This window comes from Curtobacterium sp. MCLR17_007 (genome assembly GCF_003234655.2).
Taxonomy (GTDB): domain Bacteria; phylum Actinomycetota; class Actinomycetes; order Actinomycetales; family Microbacteriaceae; genus Curtobacterium.
In genome coordinates, this window is record NZ_CP126271.1 from 85,262 (window position 1) to 107,679 (window position 22,418).

Genomic DNA, 22,418 nt, shown 5'->3' on the forward strand with positions numbered 1-22,418 from the left:
CCTCGCACCCCCTCGCGGACATCGCGCCCCGTCTCCTCGGGGCGCGATGTCCGTCCCGGGGTGCGGACCCGATCTGACCAGACCGGCCGCACACCGGACTCGCCGTTGTCGATCCACCGGGCTCGCACCGAGCCTCCCGGGCTAGCGTGGGCTGGTGCTCGACGACCTGACCCCGACCTTCGACAGCCCAGCAGGACGGATCCGCGGGGTCCGCGACGGTGCCGTGACCCGGGTGCTCGGTGTGCCGTACGCCCGCGCCGAGCGGTTCCGGCCCCCGCAGCCCGTCCCGGTGTTCGCCGAGGTGTTCCAGGCCGACCGGCCCGCGCCCGTCGCCCCGCAGCCGCGTGCGGACGTGATCGACCAGCTCCTGCACGTCGTCGAGGCCGAGGTCGACGAGCACTGCCAGGCGCTGTCGATCACGCTGCCCGGGGACGCCCGCGCCGACGAACACCTGCCCGTGATGGTCTACGTCCACGGCGGGTCCTACGTGATCGGTGGCGGCGACCTGCCGATCAATGACGCCTACGACCTCGTCAGCGAGCAGCGCGTCATCGTCGTGACGGTGACCTACCGGCTCGGCGTGCTGGGGTTCCTGGGCGACGGTGAGCGCGTGCCGGCGAACCTCGGGCTGCTCGACCTGATCGAGGCCTTCCGCTGGGTGCGCGCCAACATCGCCGCGTTCGGCGGCGACCCGGAGACGGTCACCGCGTTCGGCCAGTCCGCCGGTGCCGACGCGATCGCGCACCTGATGATCAGCGACGGAGCCGAGGGGCTGTTCCGCCGTGCCGTCATCCAGAGCGCTCCGCTCGGCTTGTCCCGTGGCCGTGCGCGGATGAACCGGGCGATGGTCCGCGCCGTCGGCGAGCTGTCCGCGGACACCCCGCTCGACGACCTGCTCGCCCGACAGGCCCGCGGCACCAGGGTCGCCGCGCCGTACGGACTCCGAGGCGGCATGCCGTACGGCACGCAGTACGGACAGGCTCCGCTGCCGGCCGAGCGGGACCTGGCAGACGCCTGGCGCCGGGTCGCGCCGCGGTACGACGTCCTCATCGGTTCCGGCTCGGACGAGGCCGGCATGTACGTGCCCGTGACGCCCGGGCTGCGTCGGGTGGTCCGGAACCGCGTGGCCCGGGCACTCGTGCGCTGGTGGGTCGTGCGGCCGCTCACCGCGGTGATCTACGGGCGCGATGCCCGGGCCTTCGCGGAACGGCACCGACAGGCGGGCGGCACGGCGGTCGTCTACCGGCTGCTGCGCGGCGCCACGGCGTCGCCGACGGGGGCGGTGCACATGAGCGACCTGCCGCTGCTGCTCGGGCGCAGGGAAGCGTGGGCCGGCAGCCGGTTCGTCCCCGAACGGGACTGGCCCGAGGTCGAGCGCCGCGGCCCGCGCGTCCGGGCGATCTGGGCCGAGTTCGCCCGGACCGGGCGGGTGGCCGCCGCCGACGACGAGACGCTGACCTTCGACCGCGGCTGAGGTGACCGCCTGGAGGCCCGGCACCGGTTCTCCGGACCGGCACCGGGCCTCCAGGCGGTCACGACCCCACCGTCCACCGGGCGCGCGCGATCCCCCGAACGGGCGGTCGCGTGCCCGTCGCTGGCGCAGGAGAATCGACGCATGTCAGCGACCGAGGCCGACCTCCGCGACCGCATCGTGTCGGCGGGGATCTTCGCGTACCGTGCCGCCGACTTCCACGAGGTGGACGCCGATGCCGTCTCCCTGCACGCCGACGTCACCGTCGAGGACTTCCGCCGCGCCTACCCCGTGTGGGAGCTCTTCATCATCGCCGTCATCGACCGCTGGTCCTCCGCGCAGCAGGCGGCCTTCCGCCACATCGCCGAGCAGGAGGGCGCGGTCGCCCTCGTGCGCGCCCGGCTCGAGACGGGCCTGGCCGACCCGGCACTCGTCCGCCTGCGCCTGGCACTGCTGAGCGCGGCGTCCAACCCGACGCACGCGGCCGCCGGCTGGTTCCGTCGGCAGTACGCGCTGACCTTCGAGGACCTCACCCTCGCGCTCGTCCGTGACGTCGTCCTCGGCCGGGAGAGCCGTGGCGTCGCGCCGCGCCTCGTTGCCGAGCAGCTGCTGGCACTCTACGAGGGGCTGCAGATGCAGTCGCTCCTGCGGGACGACGTCGACCTGCTGCCCGGCTTCGACCGCGCCGTTGCCCGGATGCGGGTCGGGTGGCGCTCGGCCCTGACGGACGAGGTCACGGCGCTGCGGTAGGCGCCGGTCGCGCGCGGCCGCTCCTCGGCTCGATCGGCGGCCAGCGGAGTCCGACCGACGGACTGGAGGCCCGGCGCGGCATGCCGAGGATGTCTCCCGTTGCTGGGATGGTCACGCCATGGAGTACACCGACTACGACACCCGGCTCGCCGCCTACGGCGTGGCCGTCCGCAACGGGCGCGTCCTGCTCGCGATGCAGCGGTTCCCCGAGGCCGGCACGTGGGCGCTCCCCGGTGGCGGGGTCGAGTACGACGAGAGCGTCGAGCAGGCCGTGGTCCGCGAGTTCATGGAGGAGACCGGGTACGAGGTCGCCGTCGGTCAGTTGCTCGGCGTGCGGCACCTCCTGGTGCCCGCGGAGCGACGCATGCACGAGAACGGCCGACCGATGAAGGCCGTGCAGGTCGTCTTCCGCATGACGGTCACCGGCGGCGAGCTCCGCGACGAGACCGACGGCTCGACCGAGCGCGCCGAGTGGATCCGGATCGCCGACCTGCCGCACCACCGTCACGGGCTGGTCGTGCCGATCGCGCTCGGGTGGGCCGGCGAGCTCACCGCCTGAGGTCCGGCCGTCACTCCGCGATGACGCTGAACACGTTGCCCGACGGGTCGGTGAACCACGCGATGAGCGGTCCGCCCTTCCGGTTCACGCCCTTCTCGTCGGTCATGCCCTCGTAGTGCAGGAACGTCACGCCCCTGCCGGCGAGCTCGTCCACCGCGGCGTCGACGTCCGGCACCGGGAAGTTCAGGACGGTGAACGCGGCGGGCTCGTGCGCCGGGCCCTTCGGGTAGACCAGCACGTGCCGACCGTCGCCGAGCTGCAGCCCGAGCATCCCGTGGTCCTCGGTCACGTCGAGCCCGAGGACGTCCGTGTAGAACGCCTTCGCCTCGGCGGTGTCCCGGACCGAGAACCCGCTGAACGCCTTCGTCGCATCGATGCTCATGCTCGACAGTGAACACCTCTGCGAGGATGACGGTGTGCGCGCGCAGGGAACGGTCGACCAGGCCGTCGACCGCGCGGTCGGACTCGCCGCGTCGGGGGCGCGGGCCGTGCTCGGCATCGCCGGCGCGCCGGGAGCGGGCAAGAGCACGCTGGCCCGCCGCGTCGTCGCCGAGGTCGACGCGCGCCTGGGCTCCGGCACCGCCGTGCAGGTGCCGATGGACGGCTTCCACCTGGCGAACAGCGCGCTCGACGCCCTGGGCCGTCACGACCGCAAGGGCGCGATCGACACGTTCGACGCCGACGGCTACGTCGCCCTGGTCCGCCGACTGGTGGACGCGACCGAGCCGGTCGTGTGGGCGCCCGACTTCGACCGTCGCGTCGACGAGCCCGTCGCGGGCAGCATCGCCGTCCCGCGCGACACCCGGCTCGTGGTCTCCGAGGGCAACTACCTGCTCGACGAGGACACACCGTGGTCCGCGCTGCCGGGACTGTTCACCGAGACGTGGTTCTGCGCCGTCGCCGACACCGTCCGCGTCGACCGCCTGGTCGGTCGGCACATGCGGCACGGCCGCGACCACGAGGCCGCCCGCAGCTGGGCGGTGGAGGTCGACGGCGTGAACGCTGCACGGGTCGCACCCACGGTGGGCCGGGCCTCCTGGACGATCCTGACCTGACCACCACCGAGAGGAACCCCGCATGACCATCGCCATCACCGGAGCCACCGGCAACATCGGGGGCGCCGTCGCCCGCGCGCTCGCCGCGGACGGCGTGCCGTTCCGCATGGTCGTGCGGGACGCGTCGCGTGCACCCGAGCTCCCGGGCACCGAGGTCCGGACGGCCACGTTCGCCGACGCCGACGCGTCGCGCGCGGCGCTCGAGGGCGTCGACGTGCTGCTCATGGTGTCCGGAGCGGAGGCCCAGGACCGCCTCCAGCAGCACCGCACCTTCGTGGGCGCCGCCGCCACTGCCGGGGTCCGGCACGTCGTCTACACGTCGTTCTCCGGCGCGGCCGCTGACGCGACCTTCACCCTCGGGCGCGACCACTGGGCGACGGAGGAGGCGATCCGGGCGACGGGGATGGCGCACACGTTCCTGCGCGACAACTTCTACCTGGACTTCGTCGAGGACCTGGTCGGCGAGGACGGCGTGATCCGGGGACCGGCCGGCGACGGCGCCATGGCCGCGGTCGCCCGTGCCGACGTGGCCCGGGTGGCGACCGCGGTGCTGGCAGACCCGAGCGCGCACCTCGACCGGACGTACGAGCTGACCGGGCCGGTGGCGATCACCCTCGAGCAGGCCGCAGCGACGGTCAGCGCGGAGCGGGGCCGAGCGGTGTCGTACCACCGGGAGACGCTCGACGAGGCCTACGCGTCGCGGGCGCAGTGGGACCCGGAGCCCTGGCAGGCCGACGCCTGGGTCAGCACCTACACGGCGATCGCCGAGGGTGCTCTCGCGCGGGTGTCCGGCGACGTCGAGCGGGTGACGGGTCGTGCGCCGATGACCCTGCAGGACGTGCTGCGCGCGGGCTGACCACGTCCTTGGGAGGTCGAATCGCGCGTTGGTGCTGGGAAGAACGGACCCGGTACGCGCGATTCGACCGACCACGCGCGGAAGCGCTGGCGGGCTGACGCGTCAGGGCACCCGGCGGGCGGCCAGCGTGCCGACGACACCGAGCACGAGCACCGCGACCAGGACGGTCAGCAGCGTGGCCGTCCAGCCGCCGGTGGCGTCGTGCAGGGCCCCGGCGACGAGGGGCCCGGCCGACCCGAGCAGGTACCCGCCGCCCTGCACGAACGCGGACATCCTGCGGGCGTCGACGTCGTTCGAGACCAGCCGCACGATGATGATGAAGATGACGGTGATGCCGCCACCCTGTGCCGCACCGCCGAGCACCGACCACAGCAGCCAGAGCTGCGGCGCGAACAGCAGGCCGAGGGGCATCGCGAGCCAGAAGAACGCGACGAGGGACAGGATCGCGCGCGGACGCCAGCGCGACGCCAGCACCGGCACACCCAGGGCCCCGACGACCGCCAGGATCTGGAACACCGACGAGCTCGCCCCGGACGACGCCTTCGAGAACCCGATCTCGTCGTGCAGCAGCGTCGGGATCCAGGCGGTCAGCGCGTAGTACGAGAACGCCTGCCCGCCGAAGGCCAGCGTCAACCCGATCGTCACCCACCGCGCCGGTCGAGCGGCCCGCGCCGTGTCCGTGGCGGTGTGCGTCGTCGTCCGGATCGATCCGGTGTCGAGCACCTGGTCGATGGGACCGGTGACGGGCAGCGGCTCGGCGGGTGACCCACGGCGCGGGCCGAGCCAGGCCGCGCGGGTGCCGACGGCGTACGACCACCCCAGCGCGGCGACGACCGCGAGCACGCCCCAGAGCGCGATCGCGACCGGCCAGCCCCACAGCGCGGCGATCGGTGCGGTCCCGAGCGAGGTGGTCATCGACCCGACGTTGAGCGCCGACGTGTACACGCCGGTGACGATGCCGACGCGCTCGGGGGAGGTGTCCCGCCGGATGACGACCGGGATCACCACGTTCCCGATCGTGATGCCGATGCCGATCACCGCGGTGCCGACCAGCAGCGCCGCAGCGCTCGGTAGCGACCGGACGACGGTGCCGACCAGCACGATCAGCAGTGAGAGCGACACCGCGCGCTCGGGCGTGGCCTTCGCGATCACCCAGCTGGCGAGCGGCGTCGCCAGCGCGAAGCAGAGCACCGGGATCGTGGTCAGCAGTCCGGCGACCGTCGTCGTCAGCCCGAGGTCGAGCCTGATGTCACCGATCACCGGCGCGGGCGCCACGATCGGCCCGCGGAAGTTCAGCGCGACCAGGACGATGGCGACGGGCAGGACCCACCCGGCGCGGCGGAGGGCGGTGGCGCCGCTCACGACCGGACGGCCGCGCTGGCGGCGGCGTCGGGGGCATCCGATCCCGGCAGCAGGATCGGCAGCAGGTCCAGCGGGGTGGCGGCCCGCGCGATGGTGCCCTCGGCCTCGGCGGGGGAGCCGTAGCCCCACTCGGCGAACACCGTCGGCACGCCGTGCACGGCGGCGCCCTCGACGTCGTGCAGCCGGTCCCCGACGAGCACCGGACGCGAGATGTCGAACCCACGGGCATCGAGTCGTCGCAGGGCCTCTTCGACCACGTCGGCCTTCGACGACCGCACCTCGTCGTCGCTGGCGCCCGTGATGACGTCGATGTCCCCGGTCAGGCCGTAGTGGTCGAGGATGTACGTCGCCGGGGTCTCGGGCTTGCTCGTCGCCGTCGAGATCGGCAGTCCCGCCCGGTGCAGGGTGCGCAGCACGACGTCGATCCCCGGGAACATCGCCGAGTCGAGTGCGCCGTGGGACAGGTAGTGCTCGCGGTACACCGACAGGGTGCGCTCGGCGAGCTCGTCGTCCATGCCCATCGCGATGTGGAACGTGTCGAGGATGGGCGGCCCCACGAAGGACAGCAGCGTCTCGTGGTCCGGGACGGGGACGCCGACCTGCCGGAACGTGTACGTCAGGCTGTCGAGGATGCCCGGTGCCGAGTCGCTGATGGTTCCGTCGAGGTCGAAGAGGATGGCGCTGAACGGGCTTGTCATGACCTGTCCACCCTATCCGGGGCGGTGGACGCGTCCCCTCGGGTCCGCAGCCGACGCGACGATGGCGGACGGGCCTCGCGTCAGAACAGGCGGGTGTGCCCGCCCTCGATGCCGCGCATCGCGTCGTAGTCGAGGACCAGCACGCGGATGCCGCGGTCCTCGGCGAGGGTGCGTGCCTGCGGTGCGACGGTCTGCGCCGCGAGCACGCCCTGCACCGGGCGCAGCATCGGGTCGCGGTTCATCAGCTCGAGGTACCGCGTCAGCTGCTCGACCGCATCGATGTTGGCGTTGCGCTTCATCTCGACCGCGACACTGGCGCCGGCATCGTCGCGCGCCAGGATGTCGACCGGGCCGATGGCCGTCATGTACTCGCGCCGGACCAGGGTGTGCCCGTCGCCGAGCAGCTCGATCTGCTCCGACAGCAGCTGTTGCAGGTGGGCCTCGACCCCGTCCTTGACGAGCCCCGGGTCCACGCCGAGGTCGTGGCTGTCATCGGCGATGACCTCGTACAGGCTGACGACGAGCTTGTCCTGCGTCTTCTTCTGCGTGACGGTCCAGACCTGTTCGATGCCGGCCTCGGCCTGTTCGTCGGTGGGCTCGCCGATCTCGATCGAGCAGGGCGGGCTCATCCAGTTCAGCGGCTTGTAGCTGCCGCCGTCCGAGTGGACGAGCAGCGAGCCGTCGGCCTTGAGCATGAGCAGGCGCGTGGCGAGGGGCAGGTGGGCCGACAGGCGACCGGCGTAGTCGACGGAGCAGCGGGCGATGACGAGACGCACCCGGGAAGCCTAACGGCCCTGGAGGCCCGGCTCGGCTCCGTCGGTCCGGGTCGCGTCCGGCGTCGACTCGCGTGCCGCGCCCGATGCCAGACCGGCCGCGATGATGAACACGAACACGATGAGCAGGCCGTTGAGCAGTCCGAACTGCTCGCCGACGAAGCCGATGATCGGCGGGCCGGCCAGGAACGCGACGTAGCCGATGGTGGCGACGGCGCTGACCTTGGCGGCTGCGGTGCGGGGGTCGTCGGCGGCGGCGGACATGCCCATCGGGAAGCCGAGGCTGGCCCCGAGCCCCCAGAGCACCACGCCGACGATCGCCAGGGGGACGCTCGGCACGAAGATGAGCATGCCGAGGCCGACCACCGCGACGGCCGCGCTGGTCCGGAGCACCGGCACTCGGCCGAACCGGTCGATCAGCGGGCTGCCCGCGACACGTCCCACGGTCATCGCGGCGAGGAACACGGTCAGGACCGCCGAGCCGCTCGCGTTGTCCAGGCCGTGGCCGTCGATCATCGCCAGGGGCAGCCAGTCGTTCGCCGAGCCCTCGGCCAGGGCCATGCCGAGCACGATCACGCCGATGAGCAGGGTCGAGGGCTGCTTCCAGACGGCCCAGCGCGAGATGGGGAGCTGCACGGGGCTGGTGTCCGTCGGCTCGGGCTCGGTGATGCGCTCGTCACCGAACCAGCGCACGGCGGTGCCGAGCGCCACGCAGGTGACGACGCCGATGACGATGAAGTGCAGCGCGACGGGGACCTCGAGCCGCTCAGCGAGCGCGCCGAGCCCCGCACCGGCGAGCGTGCCGAGGCTGAACGCGGCGTGGAAGAGCGGCATGATCGTGCGGCCGCCGAGTCGCTCGGCCGTGGCGCCGGTGACGTTCATCGACACGTCGCACAGCCCGTTGCCGAAGCCGAACGCGATCAGGCAGACCCAGATCGCGGCGAAGCCCCACCCGGAGCTCACGGCGATGCCGGCCATCACCAGACCGAGTGCCAGGCAGACGGCGGCGATCTGCACGCCCCGCTTCGCGCCGAGCCGTCCGACGATGTGCCCCGCGAAGGTCAGGCCGGCGATGGAGCCGACGCTCATGCCGACGACGAGCAGGCCCATCTCGAACGTGCTGGCGTCGAGTTCGTCCCGCACGCTCGGGATGCGGCCGAGCCACGTGGCGATGGCCAGGCCCGACAGGGTGAACACGACGAACACCGCGTTGCGCCAGGCGGTGGTGGTCGGGATCGTCCGGGTGGCTGACGCCGTCGTCATGGTCTCGGTCCTGTCGAATCGATTCGAGTGGGGTTCTCGGATACGCTAACCGGCGATGGACGACACGGCAACACCACGCGGCGCGTCGGACCCGGGCGCGGGTGCGACGGGCTCGACGGGCGCGGACGCGGACGGGCGCCGGGGGGCGGCCCGAGCGGTCCGTGCTGCTCGACCGACGCTCGTCGCGGTCGCGCGTGCCGCCGGGGTCGCTCCGTCCACGGCGTCGCTCGCCTTCAGCGGGACGGGCCCGGTGTCCGACGAGACCCGCGCTCGGGTCCTCGCCGCAGCGGCCGAACTCGGCTACGACGGGCCCGATCCGCGGGCGCGCTCGCTGCGCCGGGGCCGGTCCGGGGTGATCGGGGTCGTGATGGACGACCGGCTGAGCGACGCCTTCCGCGACCCGGTGAACGTCCTGACGCTCGACGGCATCGCGGAGGTCGCGGGCGAAGCGGGTGCGTCCCTGCTGCTGGTCCGCAGCCCGCTCGACGACGAACGCGGCGCGGGGCCGCTCGTCGACGCTCCGATGGACGCCGTCGTGCTGGTGGGCTGCAACGTGCGGGTCGACCCGGCGGTCGCCGTCCTGCGGCGTCGGGGGATCCCGGTCGTCGCGATCGAGGCCGACGACATCGAGGGCGCGGTCCCCATCCAGCTCGACAACCGCGAGGGCTCCCGCCGAGCCGCCGCGTTCCTCCGTGACCTCGGGCACGAGTCGGTGACGGTCGTGACGCTGCCGCTCGACGCATCGCACCACCGCGGCCCGATGTCCGCCGAGCGGTTCGCCGCCGGTGCCGCGCACACGACCATGGAACGGCTGCGCGGTGTGCGCGGCGTGTACCCGGACGCCGTCGCGATCGAGGCCGGCGGCAGCTCGGTCGAAGAGGGCCGCATCGCCGGAGACCTGCTGTTCGGGCCCGGCGGGACGCGTCCGACCGCGGTCGTGGCGCAGAGTGACCTGCTCGCGGTCGGGGTCATCTCGGCCGCGCTCGAGGCCGGGCTCCGCGTCCCCGAGGACGTCAGCGTGGTGGGCTTCGACGGCATCCGCGTGGACGACAGCCTGCTGCACCGCTCGCCGATCCGGCAGCTGACCACGCTCGTGCAGCCCTTCGTGCAGAAGGGCCAGGCGGCCGCGCGGGCAGCGCTCGCCATGCTCGAGGGCGCTTCACCCCAGGGTGCGTCGTTCCGCTCCGAGCTCCGCGTCGGCGACACGACGGGCCCCCCGCGCGCGTCCTGAGCCCGGTCGACGAACCTCGCACCGTGCCGGTTCGCCGGCCGCTCGTGCGAGTTTGGTGGCTCGGTGCGAGCTTGTTTCCTCGCACGGAACCGCCAACCTCTCACCGAGCGCGAACCTCGCACCGTGCGCGAGCCCCGCACCGGCCGCGAACCTCGCACCGTGCGACCGCACGCCCCCACCCCCGTCACCGCGTCAGGGCCACCGCGATCCACCCCGGCCGGTGCGCCCGGACCCCGAGCGTGACCGCCCGCACGCCGATGTACCCGAAGGCGAACACCGCCCACAGCGCCACGAGCCCGTGGCCGAACGCCCACAGCAGCGGCAGGTACACGACCAGGTTCACCCCGCCGGCGATCGCCAGGTACCGGGCGTCACCCGCGCCGATCAACACCCCGTCGAGCACGAACACGTAGCCCGCCACCGGCATCCCGACCGCGATGAGCACCAGCACGAGCGGCAGCGCCGAGCGGACCGCCGCCGAGTCGGAGAACACCGGCCCGAGCACCCCGCTCACGGCGAGCGTCAGCGCCCCGAGCAGCACGCCGCCGGCGATCCCGAGCACCACGAGTCGGGTCGTCACCAGGCGGACCCGCTCGGCGTCCCGGGCGCCGAGCGCGTGCCCGACGAGCGCCTGCCCGGCGATGGCCAGGGCGTCGAGCGCGAACGCCAGCGTGCTGAACACCGTCAGCCCCACCTGGGTGGTCGCGAGCCCGGTCGTCCCCAGCCCCGCCGCGACACCGACGGTCGCGAGCATCGCCACGCGCAGTGACGCCGTCCGCAGGAACAGCCACGCGCCCGAGCGCAGCGCCCGCACCACGCCGGAGGTCCCCGGACGCAGCGCAGCGCCCACCCGCCGCGCTGCCCGGACCGCGATCACGATGTACACCGCCGCCATCGCCCACTGCACGACGACCGTGCCGGCCGCCGACCCCGCGACACCCCACCCGAAGCCGTAGATCAGCAGTGCGTTGAGCAGCCCGTTCGCCACGAAGCCGACCGTCGCGACGACGAGCGGCGTCCTGGTGTCCTGCAGTCCGCGCAGCAGCCCGGTCGACGCGGTCACGAGCAGGATCCCGGGCAGCCCGACGAGCGACACGGTCAGGTACGACGTCGCCGCACCGGACACCGCCGCGTCCGCGCCGAACAGCGCCACGAGCGGTCCAGCGAGCGGCCACCCGACCAGGGCCAGCACGACCCCGAGTCCGAGCGCGAGCCACATCCCGTCGATCCCGGCGTGCACGGCGCCGCGTCGGTCACCGCCACCGAGCGCGCGGGCCACCGCGGGCGTCGTCGAGTACGCCAGGAACACGAGCAGTCCGGTGACAGTCTGCAGCACCGCGCTCGCGAGCCCGACCGCGGCGAGCGGGGTCGCCCCGAGGTGGCCGACCAGGGCCGTGTCCGTCAGCAGGAACAGCGGCTCGACGACGAGCGCACCGAGCGCCGGCAGCGCCAGGCGGACGATGTCGCGGTCGACGGCGCGACGGGACGGGGGCATCAGGTCATCATGCCGGACCGGCCGGGAGGCCCTGGTCGCCCCGCGTGCACACCGTGCGGTGCGTGGACACGGCGCCCACGGCCTCCCGTCCGGGGGCGAGACCGTACCGGCTGCGCGTCAGTCGGCGCGCGGTTCGGCGGGGACGCCGCCGGTGGCGGCGTGCGCGGTCTCCGACGCGTCCGGGACCGCGGGGTCGGTGCCCCGGGCGCGACCGATCAGGTCCATCAGGTGGTAGACGACGATCGCGGCGACGGTACCGACGATGATGCCGCCGAAGCTGGCCTGCCCGAACGAGAACGTGAAGTCCGCGATGCCGATGATGAGCGCGATGCCCGCGGTGAGCTGGTTCTTCGGCTTGGCGAAGTCGACGCGGTTCTCGACCCAGATGCGGATGCCGATGACGCCGATCAGGCCGTAGAGCGCCGTGGTCGCTCCGCCCAGGACACCCGCCGGCACGCTCGAGATGACCGCGCCGATCTTCGGGGACAGCCCGAGCAGCACGGCGGCGATCGCGGCGACCCAGTACGCGGCGGTCGAGAAGACCCGCGTGGCCGCCATCACGCCGATGTTCTCGCCGTAGGTCGTGGTCGCTGACCCGCCGCCGACACCGGCCAGCACCGTCGAGATGCCGTCCGCCATCAGGGCCCGGCCGGTCAGCGGGGTGAGGTCACGGCCGGTGAGCTGTCCGACGCCCTTGACGTGCCCGACGTTCTCGGCGACCAGCGCGAGCACGACCGGCACGAACGCCAGGTAGATCGGCAGCTGCGCGGGGTCGAACGCCGGCGCGGTGAACTCGGGCAGGCCGATCCAGGGCTTGTCGGCCACCGTCGAGAAGTCGACCTGCCCGCCGATGAGCGCCGCGACGTACCCGATGACGACACCGATGACGATCGACAGCCGCCCGAGCAGGCCCTTGAAGAGCACCGTGACCAGGATGATCGACAGCAGGGTGATGAGCGCGACGACGGGGGACTTCGTGAAGTTGTCGCGGGCCGCCGGCGCCAGGTTGAACCCGATCAGGGCGACGATCGCGCCGGACACGATCGGCGGCATCAGCCGGTCGATCCACCCCGCGCCCGCCAGGTGCACGACCAGGCCGACCACGGCGAGCAGGGCACCGACCACGATGATGCCGGACAGGGCGAGCGGGATGCCGCCGATCTTCGTCGCGGCACCGATCGGCGCGATGAACGCGAACGAGGAGCCGAGGTAGCTCGGCAGCCGGTTGCCGGTGATGAGCAGGAACAGGATCGTCCCGATGCCGCTGAACAGCAGGGTGGTCGACGGCGGGAACCCGGTCAGCAGCGGGACCAGGAACGTCGCGCCGAACATCGCGACGACGTGCTGGACGCCGAGCCCGATCGTGCGCCCCCAGGTCAGGCGCTCGTCGGGCGCCACGATCGTCGTCGCGGAGACGGTCGTGCCGTCGCCGTGCAGCTTCCACGGAAGTCCCATGCGACGACCGTACCGGCCGGGCGCGGATCCCCGACGCGGGGTGGACCGCAGGGCACCGGTGACTATCGTGGATCGCATGACCGACGTCGCAGGCACCACAGGGATCCAGACCGACGAACTCGACGAGACCGTGCAGCCCGGGGACGACCTGTACCGCCACGTCAACGGACGGTGGATCGACGCCACGCCCATCCCGGACGACAAGGCGCGCTACGGCTCGTTCACCGTGCTGGCCGAGGCCGCCGAGGTCGCCGTCCGCGAGATCATCGAGCGCTCGCAGCAGGCCGCACCCGGCACCGAGGAGCGCAAGGTCGGGGACCTCTACACGTCGTTCACCGACGAGACCGCACTCGAGGCACTCGGCACCGGCCCGATCGAGCCCCTGCTGGCCGAGGTCGCCGCCGTCGAGACCACCGCTGACGTCATCCGCATGGTCGGCCGCTTCGAGCGACTGGGCCTGCCGAGCTTCCTGCAGCTCTTCGTCGACAACGACCCGGGCGACCCCGAGTCCTACGTGGTGTTCCTCGAGCAGTCCGGTCTCGGGCTGCCCGACGAGTCGTACTACCGCGAGGAGCGCTTCGCCGACATCCGCGACAAGTACCGCGAGTTCGTCGCGGCGATGTTCCCGCTCGCCGGGTACGACGAGAGCGCCGACCGCACCGAGCACGTCATCCGGCTCGAGACGGCGCTCGCCGGCAAGCACTGGGACAACGTCGCCACGCGGGACAGTCAGAAGACCTACAACAAGCTGCCCTGGTCCGAGGTGGCGGCACTCGCTCCCGGCATCGACCTGCAGCTGTGGTGGGAGGCGATCGACGCCCCGCTCGGCGCGTTCGAGACGGTCGTCGTCCGCGAGCCCTCGTTCCTGACCGGCCTGGCCGAGCTGCTGCAGTCCGAGACCCTCAGCGCCTGGAAAGACTGGCTGGCGTGGCAGGTCATCCGGGGTTCGGCGCCCTACCTGACCAGTGCCTTCTCGGCGACGAGCTTCTCGTTCTACGGCACCGCCCTCACCGGCGCACCCAAGCAGCGCGAGCGCTGGAAGCGGGGCGTCTCGCTCGTCGAGGGCGCGATGGGCGAGGCCGTCGGCCGGATCTACGTGCAGGAGCACTTCGACGAGACCTCGAAGGCGACGATGGACGACCTCGTCGCGCACCTGGTCGAGGCGTACCGGCAGAGCATCACCGCGCTCGACTGGATGACCGACGAGACCCGTGGCCGGGCCCTCGAGAAGCTCGACAAGTTCACCCCGAAGATCGGCTACCCGGTGCGGTGGCGCGACTACTCCGCGCTGCCGGTCACGGCGGACGACCTGCTCGCGAACGTCCGCGCGGTGGCGAGCTTCCAGGTGGACCGCGAGCTCGGCAAGATCGGCAAGCCGATCGACCGCGACGAGTGGTTCATGACCCCGCAGACCATCAACGCCTACTACAACCCGGGCTTCAACGAGATCGTGTTCCCGGCGGCCATCCTGCAGTTCCCGTTCTTCGACGCCGGCCGGGACGCCGCCGCGAACTACGGTGCGATCGGTGCCGTCATCGGGCACGAGATCGGGCACGGCTTCGACGACCAGGGCTCGCAGTACGACGGTGACGGGCGCCTGCAGAACTGGTGGACCGAGGCCGACCGTGCCGCGTTCGAGGAACGCACGAAGGCCCTCATCGCGCAGTACGACGCTCTCGTGCCGGCCGAGGTGCCGGACAACCACGTCAACGGGGCGCTCACGATCGGTGAGAACATCGGCGACCTGGGTGGGCTGTCCATCGCGTGGAAGGCCTACCTGCTCTCGCTCGACGGCCACGAGCCCGCCGTGATCGACGGGCTCTCCGGTGCAGAGCGGTTCTTCCTGAGCTGGGCCCAGGCCTGGCGGATGGCGATCCGACCGGAAGAGGCCGAGCGGCTGCTGACGATCGACCCGCACTCGCCGAACGAGTTCCGCTGCAACCAGGTCGTCCGGAACATCGACGTGTTCCACGAGACCTTCGGCGTGACCGAGCAGGACGCGATGTACCTCGACCCCGCCGAGCGCGTCGCGATCTGGTGATGGTCGAGCCCGACGCGGCCCCGTCCTCGCGGCGGCGACGCCAGGACGGTCGCGCGGGCGCGGGGAGCCGTGCACGTGGTCGCCACCGCGGCGGCGGCGAGGACCGGTTCTCCGCGACGGTCGAGGCCCTCGGGGGACTCGCGCTGGACGGAGCCGGTGTCAGCGCGTCGGTCATCGACACCTCGAGCGGTCGAGCGCTGCTGGCCGTCGACGACCGCATGGTCCAGTCCGTCGGCGGACTCGGACGGGTCCTGCTGCTGATCGAGGTCGCGGCGCGGCTCGAGGACGGTCGGCTGCACGGGGACCGGCTGCAGCGGATGGCGCGCGACACCGCCGCGGGGCCGGGCCTCTGGCAGTTCCTGCAGGAGCCGACGATGCAGGTGTCCGACCTGGCGACCCTGGTCGGGGCGACCGCCGACGCGTGGGCGACGAACGCCCTGCTGTCGACGGTCGGCATCGACGCCGTCCGTGAGCGCGCCGAGTCGCTCGGGGTCGAGCGGTCCGCGTTCATCGACCGTGTCCGTGACCGCCGGGGCCCGGACGACGCGCCCGACGTCGCCGTGGCGGCGGCCGGCGAGCTCAGCTGGGTGATGCGGGGCCTCGCGCTCGGCGAGGTCGTGGACGAGGGCGTGTCGAACCGTGTGCTCGGGTGGTTGTCCCTGGCGAGCGACCTCAGCCTGGTCGCGGGGTCGTTCGGTCTCGACCCCCTCGCGCACCGGGCGCTCGACCACGGTCTGCAGGCGGTCGCCGTCACCGGGACGGGCCCGGGAGTCCGTTCCGAGGCGGGGGTCCTGCGCGGTCCCGGCTCGTCGGTCAGCTACGCGGTGACCGTGACGTTCGAGGACGACACCCTCGACCGGCGTCTGGCCGTCGTCGAGGCGCTGCGGACCATGGGCACCGAGGTGCTCGACGCGGTCCACGTGACCGTGACCCGCTGACCCGCTGACCCGCTGACCCCACGCACGAACGCCCCGGCCGTGTGACGGTCGGGGCGTTGCGTGACGGAGGCAGGTCGTGCCTCCAGGCCGGTCAGCTGTGCTTCTTGGCGGCCTTCTCGAGCTTCTTGCGGAGCTTCTTCCGCGACTTGCGGGCGTGCGGGTCGTTCCACATCTTGCGGGCGGTCTCGCCCTTGGACTGCTTGATCACGGTGCGGTTGGACCGCGAGCCGAACCAGAACCCGATGAGCACGATGGCGGCGATGACGAGCAGGCGGTTGCGCATGGTGAGTCCCTTCAGTGTCGGATCCCGGCCGGTCAGCCGGTGATCCGTCGTACGAGGTCGGTGATGATCGGCCACACGTCGCCGGCCCGGTCTGCCGAGCCGATCGCGACGGTGACGAGCGGGTAGGCCGTCACGGCGAGGGTGACGAGGACCGCGAGGACGACCGGCACCCACGCTGCCACGCTACGACGCCGGGTGACGGCGAGGATCAGCAAGGCGAGCACGACGACCCCGCCCAGGATCGTCACGAGGGTGACGCGGACGAACGGGAACGGCACCAGGCCCGCGGTGGTGGCCGTGACGCCGGCCAGGAAGCCCGTCAGCGGCAGGAACGCGCCGACGAAGAGCAGGAGGACGGCGAGGACGCCGACCACCGCGGCGATCCAGACGCCGCGGGCGCGCGGCGGACGTTCCCGACCGAAGCGACGGCCGCGGCGTCCGGACCACACGGTCATGCGCGTGCGTCCGTGTCCCGCGCCGTGGCTGCGGCGTCGTGTGCGTCGTCGGCAGCGGCCTTGGTCGCGTCAGCGGCGTGGGCAGCGGCGTCCGCCATGTCGTCCGCGGCGCGCTTGGTGGCGTCGACGGCGTCCTCGGCCTCGGGGCTGACCGTGTCAGCAGCGTCTGCCTTCGCCGCGACCGTGTCAGCAGCGTCGTCGGCCTTCGCCGTCGCGGTGTCGACGGCGTCGCCGGTCTTGTCGGCGACGACCTCAGCCGCGTCCTGGGCTGCGTGCCGTGCGTGCGTCGCGGCCTCCTTGGCGGAGTCCGCAGCGTCCTCGGCGGCGTCGGCCGCGTCCCCGGCTGCTTCGGAAGCGCGGTCCAGCGCGTCGGAGCCGGCTTCCTTCGCGCGGTCCAGCGCGTCCGACCCGGCTTCCTTCGCGCGGTCCACGCCCTCGGCGGTGGAGTCACGGACCTCGGCTGCGGCCTCGCGGGCGCGGTCGGCGGTCTCGGACGCGGTGTCGCGCACCTGGTCGAGCGCCTCGGCGGCGGCCTCCTTGGTACGGCCGGCGGCGTCACGGGTGCGGTCCGCGACGTCGGCGCCGACTTCCTGTGCCTTCGCGGCGGCGTCGGACGCGGCGTCCTTCACCGACTCGGCGGCGTCGGACGCGACGTCCTTCACCCGGTCGGTCGCCTCGGACGCCTTCTCGCGGGCGGCGTCGACGGCCTGGGAGACCTTCGAGGGCTCGTCGTCGAAGGGGCCGTGCACGTCGGTGACACGGACCTCGACGGTCGCCGGCTTGCCGGCCACCTGTGCGACGGCGTGCGCGACCTGCGAGCGGACCTCCTCGGCGACCCGCGTGACGGGTTCCGGGTAGGTGACCACCAGGGACACCTGGACGGCGAGGGCGCCGTCGGTGTCGTCGACCTTCACGCCCAGGGCGCTTGCGGTCCGGCCGAGTCGGGAGCGGACCTGGTCGGCCGCGCGTTCGAGCACGCCACCCAGGTGGTGCACCCCGTCGACACCGATCGCGGTCACGGCCGCGGTGCGTGCCGCGACGGTGAGGGCGCTGGCGTCCTCGGGCAGTGGTTCGGTGAGCGACGCGGGCAGTGCCACGTCGACGACCTGTGTGCGGGCGTGGGTCTCGTTCTCCATGATGTCCTCCTCGGTCCGGACAGGAGACGACGGGGCACCCGATCGCGGATGCCCCGTCGTCGTCACTGCAGCTGCCTAGTTCTTGAAGACGTCCTTGACGTCCTCGCCCGTCTGCTTCGCGCTCGCGGCGGCCTGGTCCTTCTTGCCCTCGGCGACCTTGGAGTCGTCGTTGGTGGCGTTGCCGAAGGCTTCCTTCGCCTTGCCGGCGATGTCCTGAGCAGCGTTCTTGATCTTGTCGTCGAGACCCATGAGGGTGTCCTTCCGGTGGTCGGGCTCATGCCCGGGGTGGTGTTCGAGGAGGAGGTGGGCCGGGAGGCCCGTGGTGCGTCCGGAGACCGGGGTCAGTGGACGCGGACCGACTTCGCCAGCGCGGAGCGGGTCCCGCCGGTCAGGTGCACGAGCACCGGAACCGGGCGGCCGAGGGTGCGGTCCAGCACGGCGAGCGTGCGGTCGACCGCGTCCAGCACGGCGACAGCGTCGCCGCCGCGGCGCACCGCGACGCGGATGCGAGCGGCACGCTGCTTGCGGACCTGGTAGACGTCGACCTTCGCGTTGACGACGTCGCCGACACCGCTGAGCTCGTGGTCCACGACGTCACGGACGAGCGCGACGTTGATGGTGACCGCGTCGTCGCCCGAGCGTTCCCGCACGGCGACCGAGGTCCCGCCGCCGCCACGGGTGAAGACCCAGATGAGCGACAGGACGATGACGACGGCGCACACGGCGGCGACGATCCACAGCGAGGCCGCGGGCACGTCGACGCTGCGCGGGAAGGTGACGTAGGGCTTGATCGCGTCCCGGACGGCCGGCAGGACGCCGGCGCCGATCGCGAGTCCGACCACGACGGCCACGAGGCCCAGGACGAACAGGATGATGCGGTTCATGGTGCGGTTGCTCTTGGTCATGACAGCCTGCCCTGTTCTGCGATGCGGACCTTGACGCGGCGGCCGAAGCGCTCGTCGAGCCGACCGAGGCGTTCCTCGACGGCGGACTTCACCGCGGACTCGTTGACGGCGACCCCGGAGACCGGGACGATCCGGACCTCGGTGGTGGTGCCGCGCGAGCTGGCCGTGGTGTTGTCCTCGGGCACACCGGCGGCGGAGCTCGCCGCGTTGGCGGCGGTCGCGGCGATGATGCGGGTGTCGATGACGACGGCACCGCGGTCGTGCGGCACCACCGAGCGGTGCTGTCGTCCCGGCTTGAGGGCCAGGACGACCAGGATGACGCCCAGGACCACGAGGACGACTGCGATCACCTCGGCGATCGTCAGGAACGCGGAGTCCGGACGGAGTGCCGTGTTGACGGCGGTCTGCGGGTCCGCCAGGAGCGGAGCCGAACCGACCGCGCGCAGGACCGACTCGGTGCCGATCCATGCCGCCACCAGGACGAGGACCACGAGCGCGATGGACACCGCGGTCGACCGGGAGCTGTGGATGCTCCGGCGACGGATGCGACGCTCGACGCTGTTGTTGCTCATGATGTCTCCTACCGGACTCGGGTGTCGCGCTCGCGCACGATCCCGGTCAGTTCGATGTGGGCACTGCCGACCTGTCGGCCGGTGAGGGCGCCCACCCGGTCCTTGACCTCGGACGCGGCAGCCGTCGCGCGGCCGACGATGTCGTCAGCCGCGGCGATCGGCCCCGTGATGTCGAGGGCGAGGAGGCCCTGGTGGTCGCCGAGGGCGACGCGGACCTGCTTGGCCGGAGCGCCGAGGCGCTCGGCGGCGACGGCGCGGGCGCACGAGGTCAGGGCCCGCGCCGTGATCTCGACGCGGCCCGGGACGTCCGGGCCGCCGGTCACCGGGAGCTCCGGCGTCCGGTCAGCACGTCGGTGAGGGCGCCGCGGTCGATCTTGCCGGAGACGAGCGCTGCGACGAGCGCACCGATCGCACCGAAGACGATGACCAGGACGAAGCCCCAGAACCCGAACTGCAGTGCGACGACTGCCAGGATGGCGCCGATCAGGGCGCCGATGAAGGTGGTGCTCATGCGACTCGCGACTCCTTCTTGTCGTCATCGTCGTCGTCGTCGCCCGGGATGAAGACGTCCTGGACGGTGACGTTGACCTCGGCGACCTCCATGCCGACGATCTGCTCGAGGGCACGGGCGACCGAGGAGCGGACGCCGTCGGCGACCTGCTGCAGCGGCACCGGGTACTCGGCGACGATGACGATGTCGGCGGCGACCTGCTTCTCGCCGACCTCGACCTTGACGCCCTGACCCAGGTCGCGCTGACCGATGGCGTCGCGGATGGCGCCGATGGCGCGGGCTGCGCCGCCGCCGAGGCCGTGCACGCCGTTGACCTCGCGGGCGGCGATGCCGGCGACCTTCGAGACGACGGTGTCGTCGATGACGGTCTTGCCGGCCGTGGAGCCGGAGGTGTTCTGGCTGCGGGCCGCCGTGGTGGCGGTGGAAGCGGTGGTGTTCGTGGTGTCGGCCATGGGGTCTCCTTCCGAAGTGCCCGCCGGGTGTTCCCAGCGGTTGCTGTTCACGGATGAGACGGGCTGGATCCGAGAGAAGTCACGCCGCCGTCACGCTTCCCAGCGAGCTGCCAGGCTCGGGCCGTTCCGGGCTGTCTTTGTCCCCCGGAAGCCGGACACGTCAGCGGTCAGCGCGCTTTTCGTCCGCCCCGTTGCGCTCGGCACGTTCCGCGCGGACACGCCGGAGTGTGGCCATCGGGCTGCTCCCGCACTCGGCCTGGAACAGCTGCTGCAGTCGACGTGGTCGTACCCCGACGGCATCGGCGATGCGCTCGATCGTCACCGGTTCGTCCGCGTGGTCCTCGATGAACGACAGTGCCCGCCGCACCCGCTCGGACACCGCGCCGGTCCCTGGTCTCGGTCCCCGTGCCTCCCGCATCGTCGTCCCGGGGCTCTCGCCGAAGCGCTCGCGGTAGGCGGTGGCGAAGCGGCCCGGGTTGGAGAAGCCCCACATCCGGGCGACGTCGGACACGCCGCCCTCGACGCCCCCGTGCAGGAGCACCTGCCGCGCCCCGTCGAGCCGGGTGTCGCGGAGGAACCGGCTGGGAGTCACGCCGAGCGTGCGCAGGAAGACGTCCTGCAGGCTGCGCTCGGACAGCCCAGCGGCCTCGGCGATCGCCCGGACTGCCGGCCGCTCGCGTGCGTGCTCCTCGATGAAGCGGATGGCGTCCCGCAACCGGCTGGCCACCGGGACGTCGTCGCCGCGGTCACGCAGGGGGAAGGTGTCGAGGATCACGACCGCGAGGCGCCGGTTCAGGGCGGTGCGCATGGCTCCCTGCACCCGCTCGTCGAGCAGCGCCGGGCCGAGTTCGCGGATCAGACGACGCAGCGGCTCGCGCCGGGCGATGAGCTCGTCCTGCTGCTCGAACAGCATCGGGCCGTCGGGCTGGTGGTACCCGAGCTCGCGGCCGACCCGGCGGAGGAACGCGTCCGCGACGTGGACGCCGTTGTAGACCGTCTCCTCGGACTCGAACCGGTAGGCCTCGGATGCCGAGGCGATGTAGGGCGACCCCGGCCGCACGACACGGACCCGGTCGGCGAAGTGCATCTCGAGGTGTCCCTGTGCGAGCCAGAAGACGACGTGGTCCTCACGTGGCCCGATCACGCCGGACCGGCGCCCCCCGGTGGCCCGCATCGTCCGCAGGGACAGGTCGTCGTCCCCGACGACGAGGTACTCGTAGTGCGTGCCCGGCGCGGCCTCGGTCTCGGTCGCGAAGTCCGAGCCGTGGTACTCCGAGCTGAAGATGGCGGCGTAGTCGGAGCCGTCGTCGTCCGTGAACCGCTGCTTGCGGAATCCGTTGCTGGACGACGTGCTCACACAGACATCATCACATCCCCGTCGTCAGGACGTCGCCTGCCCCTCGGGGACCAGGGCCTGCACGGCGAGCAGCGTCGCGGACGTGTTGCCGCAGGCGCGGTAGTCGGTGTCCTTCACGAAGAGCGACTCCTTCGACCCGGGCGGGTACACGCGGAAGCCGTCGGGCGTCGTGGCGTCGCAGTCGGCCGCGCTGTAGTTGCCGGCCTGTCCGATCTTGAGCGGTGCGACTGCCGCCTGCCCCGGCGTGAGCGTCACGGTCGGGTTCGGCGACCCCTGCTCCTGCGTGGCCGCCGCGCCGATCTGCTTCCCGGTGCCGCCCCCGACGAACGAGACGCCGGGCCAGCCCTGCAGCGTGCACGTGGTCGAGCCGGTGTTGGTCAACACGAGGTGCACGATGACGCTGCCCGCCGCACCACCGCTGCCGGGCGCGATCGACCCCGTGAGGTCGGCAGTGGCGCACCGACCGGAGGCCGTGCCGCCCGTCCCGCCGGCACTGCCCGTGCCGCCCGTCGCGCTCGGCGTGGACGAGGGGGATGCCGGCGTGGGGGTGGCGGTCGGGGTCGCGGTGACGGTGCGGGTGGCGGTGGCGGTGGCGGTCGCCGTCGCGTCGGAGCTCCCGCCCGACGCGCACCCGGCGAGCACCCCGACGGCAGCCAGCGCGACTGCGCCGATGACGATCGGTCGTGCGGTGTGTTGCATGCCCACAGGAAACCACTTCCACACCGGTACGTCCGAGGGAGCACTCAGGGACCCCGAGCACACTCGCGGGCGTGCGGCGCAGTGGCCGTCACACCGATCTG

Annotated in this window: 26 protein-coding genes; 8 read left to right on the top strand and 18 right to left on the bottom strand. The window is 72.6% G+C overall.

The window, feature by feature from the left end:
* The first annotated feature begins 154 nt into the window (after positions 1–154).
* The 3 genes from DEJ13_RS00410 (at position 155) to DEJ13_RS00420 (ending at position 2,780) form a co-directional block, all read left to right on the top strand.
* Positions 155–1,474: a carboxylesterase family protein gene (locus tag DEJ13_RS00410; RefSeq protein ID WP_235515583.1), complete on the top strand. Its 1,320-nt coding sequence runs from the start codon at positions 155–157 to the stop codon at positions 1,472–1,474.
* A gap of 141 nt (positions 1,475–1,615) precedes the next feature.
* Positions 1,616–2,221, top strand: coding sequence for a hypothetical protein (locus tag DEJ13_RS00415; protein ID WP_111107854.1), 606 nt, complete (start codon positions 1,616–1,618; stop codon positions 2,219–2,221).
* A gap of 118 nt (positions 2,222–2,339) precedes the next feature.
* A complete protein-coding gene (locus DEJ13_RS00420; protein WP_056126675.1) occupies positions 2,340–2,780 on the top strand; it encodes an NUDIX hydrolase in 441 nt (146 codons plus the stop codon).
* 10 nt (positions 2,781–2,790) lie between these two features.
* On the opposite strand, the gene DEJ13_RS00425 is transcribed toward DEJ13_RS00420, so the two are convergent.
* Positions 2,791–3,162, bottom strand: coding sequence for a VOC family protein (locus DEJ13_RS00425; protein ID WP_056126673.1), 372 nt, complete (start codon positions 3,160–3,162; stop codon positions 2,791–2,793).
* Between the two features lie 34 nt (positions 3,163–3,196).
* On the opposite strand from DEJ13_RS00425, the gene DEJ13_RS00430 reads away from it, so the two are divergent.
* Both DEJ13_RS00430 and DEJ13_RS00435 read left to right on the top strand, forming a co-directional pair.
* Complete coding sequence (locus tag DEJ13_RS00430; RefSeq protein ID WP_258374183.1) at positions 3,197–3,835, top strand: nucleoside/nucleotide kinase family protein; 639 nt, start codon at positions 3,197–3,199, stop codon at positions 3,833–3,835.
* A gap of 22 nt (positions 3,836–3,857) precedes the next feature.
* Entirely contained in the window at positions 3,858–4,691 is an 834-nt protein-coding gene (locus DEJ13_RS00435; RefSeq protein WP_111107856.1) for an SDR family oxidoreductase, read from the top strand.
* 102 nt (positions 4,692–4,793) lie between these two features.
* Here the strand turns inward: DEJ13_RS00435 and DEJ13_RS00440 are convergent, their stop codons facing one another.
* The 4 genes from DEJ13_RS00440 to DEJ13_RS00455 form a co-directional block, all read right to left on the bottom strand.
* Positions 4,794–6,053 (bottom strand): MFS transporter, encoded by a 1,260-nt coding sequence (locus DEJ13_RS00440; RefSeq protein WP_056126667.1) that lies wholly within the window; start codon positions 6,051–6,053, stop codon positions 4,794–4,796.
* Positions 6,050–6,751, bottom strand: a complete 702-nt coding sequence (locus DEJ13_RS00445; RefSeq protein WP_111107857.1) for an HAD hydrolase-like protein — start codon at positions 6,749–6,751, stop codon at positions 6,050–6,052. The genes DEJ13_RS00440 and DEJ13_RS00445 overlap by 4 nt, the downstream gene beginning before the upstream one ends.
* A gap of 80 nt (positions 6,752–6,831) precedes the next feature.
* Positions 6,832–7,527 carry an endonuclease NucS gene (gene nucS / locus DEJ13_RS00450; RefSeq protein WP_056126662.1) on the bottom strand — a complete coding sequence of 232 codons (696 nt, stop codon included), beginning with the start codon at positions 7,525–7,527 and terminating at the stop codon, positions 6,832–6,834.
* 9 nt (positions 7,528–7,536) lie between these two features.
* On the bottom strand, positions 7,537–8,787 hold the full coding sequence (locus DEJ13_RS00455) for an MFS transporter (RefSeq protein ID WP_111107858.1): 1,251 nt from the start codon (positions 8,785–8,787) through the stop codon (positions 7,537–7,539).
* Between the two features lie 55 nt (positions 8,788–8,842).
* On the opposite strand from DEJ13_RS00455, the gene DEJ13_RS00460 reads away from it, so the two are divergent.
* Positions 8,843–10,018, top strand: a complete 1,176-nt coding sequence (locus tag DEJ13_RS00460) for a LacI family DNA-binding transcriptional regulator (protein ID WP_111107859.1) — start codon at positions 8,843–8,845, stop codon at positions 10,016–10,018.
* Between the two features lie 184 nt (positions 10,019–10,202).
* Here DEJ13_RS00460 and DEJ13_RS00465 read toward each other — a convergent pair whose 3' ends face one another.
* Together DEJ13_RS00465 and DEJ13_RS00470 are read right to left on the bottom strand one after the other, a co-directional pair.
* A complete protein-coding gene (locus DEJ13_RS00465; RefSeq protein ID WP_111107860.1) occupies positions 10,203–11,513 on the bottom strand; it encodes an MATE family efflux transporter in 1,311 nt (436 codons plus the stop codon).
* Positions 11,514–11,630: 117 nt separating this feature from the next.
* Positions 11,631–12,968: a uracil-xanthine permease family protein gene (locus DEJ13_RS00470; RefSeq protein ID WP_056126656.1), complete on the bottom strand. Its 1,338-nt coding sequence runs from the start codon at positions 12,966–12,968 to the stop codon at positions 11,631–11,633.
* Positions 12,969–13,044: 76 nt separating this feature from the next.
* On the opposite strand from DEJ13_RS00470, the gene DEJ13_RS00475 reads away from it, so the two are divergent.
* Both DEJ13_RS00475 and DEJ13_RS00480 read left to right on the top strand, forming a co-directional pair.
* Complete coding sequence (locus DEJ13_RS00475) at positions 13,045–15,009, top strand: M13 family metallopeptidase (protein ID WP_056126655.1); 1,965 nt, start codon at positions 13,045–13,047, stop codon at positions 15,007–15,009.
* A complete protein-coding gene (locus tag DEJ13_RS00480) occupies positions 15,009–15,947 on the top strand; it encodes a serine hydrolase (RefSeq protein ID WP_056126653.1) in 939 nt (312 codons plus the stop codon). The genes DEJ13_RS00475 and DEJ13_RS00480 overlap by 1 nt, the downstream gene beginning before the upstream one ends.
* A 91-nt stretch (positions 15,948–16,038) precedes the next feature.
* Here DEJ13_RS00480 and DEJ13_RS00485 read toward each other — a convergent pair whose 3' ends face one another.
* From DEJ13_RS00485 to DEJ13_RS00535, 11 genes are all read right to left on the bottom strand, one after another.
* Positions 16,039–16,230 carry a hypothetical protein gene (locus DEJ13_RS00485; RefSeq protein WP_056126650.1) on the bottom strand — a complete coding sequence of 64 codons (192 nt, stop codon included), beginning with the start codon at positions 16,228–16,230 and terminating at the stop codon, positions 16,039–16,041.
* A 32-nt stretch (positions 16,231–16,262) separates the two neighbouring features.
* Positions 16,263–16,685, bottom strand: coding sequence for an MFS transporter permease (locus DEJ13_RS00490; protein WP_111107861.1), 423 nt, complete (start codon positions 16,683–16,685; stop codon positions 16,263–16,265).
* Complete coding sequence (locus DEJ13_RS00495) at positions 16,682–17,821, bottom strand: Asp23/Gls24 family envelope stress response protein (RefSeq protein WP_111107862.1); 1,140 nt, start codon at positions 17,819–17,821, stop codon at positions 16,682–16,684. The genes DEJ13_RS00490 and DEJ13_RS00495 overlap by 4 nt, the downstream gene beginning before the upstream one ends.
* Positions 17,822–17,896: 75 nt before the next feature.
* Positions 17,897–18,070 carry a CsbD family protein gene (locus DEJ13_RS00500; RefSeq protein WP_056126645.1) on the bottom strand — a complete coding sequence of 58 codons (174 nt, stop codon included), beginning with the start codon at positions 18,068–18,070 and terminating at the stop codon, positions 17,897–17,899.
* 92 nt (positions 18,071–18,162) lie between these two features.
* On the bottom strand, positions 18,163–18,726 hold the full coding sequence (locus tag DEJ13_RS00505) for a hypothetical protein (RefSeq protein WP_111107863.1): 564 nt from the start codon (positions 18,724–18,726) through the stop codon (positions 18,163–18,165).
* Positions 18,723–19,298: a DUF6286 domain-containing protein gene (locus DEJ13_RS00510; protein WP_056126641.1), complete on the bottom strand. Its 576-nt coding sequence runs from the start codon at positions 19,296–19,298 to the stop codon at positions 18,723–18,725. Before DEJ13_RS00510 ends, DEJ13_RS00505 begins: the two co-directional genes overlap by 4 nt.
* Before the next feature lie 8 nt (positions 19,299–19,306).
* On the bottom strand, positions 19,307–19,621 hold the full coding sequence (locus DEJ13_RS00515; RefSeq protein ID WP_056126639.1) for a hypothetical protein: 315 nt from the start codon (positions 19,619–19,621) through the stop codon (positions 19,307–19,309).
* Entirely contained in the window at positions 19,618–19,809 is a 192-nt protein-coding gene (locus tag DEJ13_RS00520) for a DUF2273 domain-containing protein (protein ID WP_056126637.1), read from the bottom strand. Before DEJ13_RS00520 ends, DEJ13_RS00515 begins: the two co-directional genes overlap by 4 nt.
* Positions 19,806–20,261 carry an Asp23/Gls24 family envelope stress response protein gene (locus DEJ13_RS00525; protein WP_056126635.1) on the bottom strand — a complete coding sequence of 152 codons (456 nt, stop codon included), beginning with the start codon at positions 20,259–20,261 and terminating at the stop codon, positions 19,806–19,808. The genes DEJ13_RS00520 and DEJ13_RS00525 overlap by 4 nt, the downstream gene beginning before the upstream one ends.
* A 160-nt stretch (positions 20,262–20,421) precedes the next feature.
* Positions 20,422–21,618 carry a helix-turn-helix transcriptional regulator gene (locus DEJ13_RS00530; protein WP_056126633.1) on the bottom strand — a complete coding sequence of 399 codons (1,197 nt, stop codon included), beginning with the start codon at positions 21,616–21,618 and terminating at the stop codon, positions 20,422–20,424.
* A 24-nt stretch (positions 21,619–21,642) separates the two neighbouring features.
* Entirely contained in the window at positions 21,643–22,317 is a 675-nt protein-coding gene (locus tag DEJ13_RS00535; RefSeq protein WP_111107888.1) for a DUF4232 domain-containing protein, read from the bottom strand.
* Positions 22,318–22,418: the final 101 nt, after the last annotated feature.

Coding starts and splice junctions, on each gene's coding strand:
- DEJ13_RS00415 (WP_111107854.1), top strand. CDS start 1,616: ATGTCAGCGACCGAGGCCGACCTCCGCGACCGCATCGTGTCGGCGGGG.
- DEJ13_RS00420 (WP_056126675.1), top strand. CDS start 2,340: ATGGAGTACACCGACTACGACACCCGGCTCGCCGCCTACGGCGTGGCC.
- DEJ13_RS00425 (WP_056126673.1), bottom strand. CDS start 3,162: ATGAGCATCGATGCGACGAAGGCGTTCAGCGGGTTCTCGGTCCGGGAC.
- DEJ13_RS00435 (WP_111107856.1), top strand. CDS start 3,858: ATGACCATCGCCATCACCGGAGCCACCGGCAACATCGGGGGCGCCGTC.
- DEJ13_RS00445 (WP_111107857.1), bottom strand. CDS start 6,751: ATGACAAGCCCGTTCAGCGCCATCCTCTTCGACCTCGACGGAACCATC.
- DEJ13_RS00455 (WP_111107858.1), bottom strand. CDS start 8,787: ATGACGACGGCGTCAGCCACCCGGACGATCCCGACCACCACCGCCTGG.
- DEJ13_RS00460 (WP_111107859.1), top strand. CDS start 8,843: ATGGACGACACGGCAACACCACGCGGCGCGTCGGACCCGGGCGCGGGT.
- DEJ13_RS00465 (WP_111107860.1), bottom strand. CDS start 11,513: ATGCCCCCGTCCCGTCGCGCCGTCGACCGCGACATCGTCCGCCTGGCG.
- DEJ13_RS00470 (WP_056126656.1), bottom strand. CDS start 12,968: ATGGGACTTCCGTGGAAGCTGCACGGCGACGGCACGACCGTCTCCGCG.
- DEJ13_RS00475 (WP_056126655.1), top strand. CDS start 13,045: ATGACCGACGTCGCAGGCACCACAGGGATCCAGACCGACGAACTCGAC.
- DEJ13_RS00480 (WP_056126653.1), top strand. CDS start 15,009: ATGGTCGAGCCCGACGCGGCCCCGTCCTCGCGGCGGCGACGCCAGGAC.
- DEJ13_RS00485 (WP_056126650.1), bottom strand. CDS start 16,230: ATGCGCAACCGCCTGCTCGTCATCGCCGCCATCGTGCTCATCGGGTTC.
- DEJ13_RS00490 (WP_111107861.1), bottom strand. CDS start 16,685: ATGACCGTGTGGTCCGGACGCCGCGGCCGTCGCTTCGGTCGGGAACGT.
- DEJ13_RS00495 (WP_111107862.1), bottom strand. CDS start 17,821: ATGGAGAACGAGACCCACGCCCGCACACAGGTCGTCGACGTGGCACTG.
- DEJ13_RS00500 (WP_056126645.1), bottom strand. CDS start 18,070: ATGGGTCTCGACGACAAGATCAAGAACGCTGCTCAGGACATCGCCGGC.
- DEJ13_RS00505 (WP_111107863.1), bottom strand. CDS start 18,726: ATGACCAAGAGCAACCGCACCATGAACCGCATCATCCTGTTCGTCCTG.
- DEJ13_RS00510 (WP_056126641.1), bottom strand. CDS start 19,298: ATGAGCAACAACAGCGTCGAGCGTCGCATCCGTCGCCGGAGCATCCAC.
- DEJ13_RS00520 (WP_056126637.1), bottom strand. CDS start 19,809: ATGAGCACCACCTTCATCGGCGCCCTGATCGGCGCCATCCTGGCAGTC.
- DEJ13_RS00525 (WP_056126635.1), bottom strand. CDS start 20,261: ATGGCCGACACCACGAACACCACCGCTTCCACCGCCACCACGGCGGCC.
- DEJ13_RS00535 (WP_111107888.1), bottom strand. CDS start 22,317: ATGCAACACACCGCACGACCGATCGTCATCGGCGCAGTCGCGCTGGCT.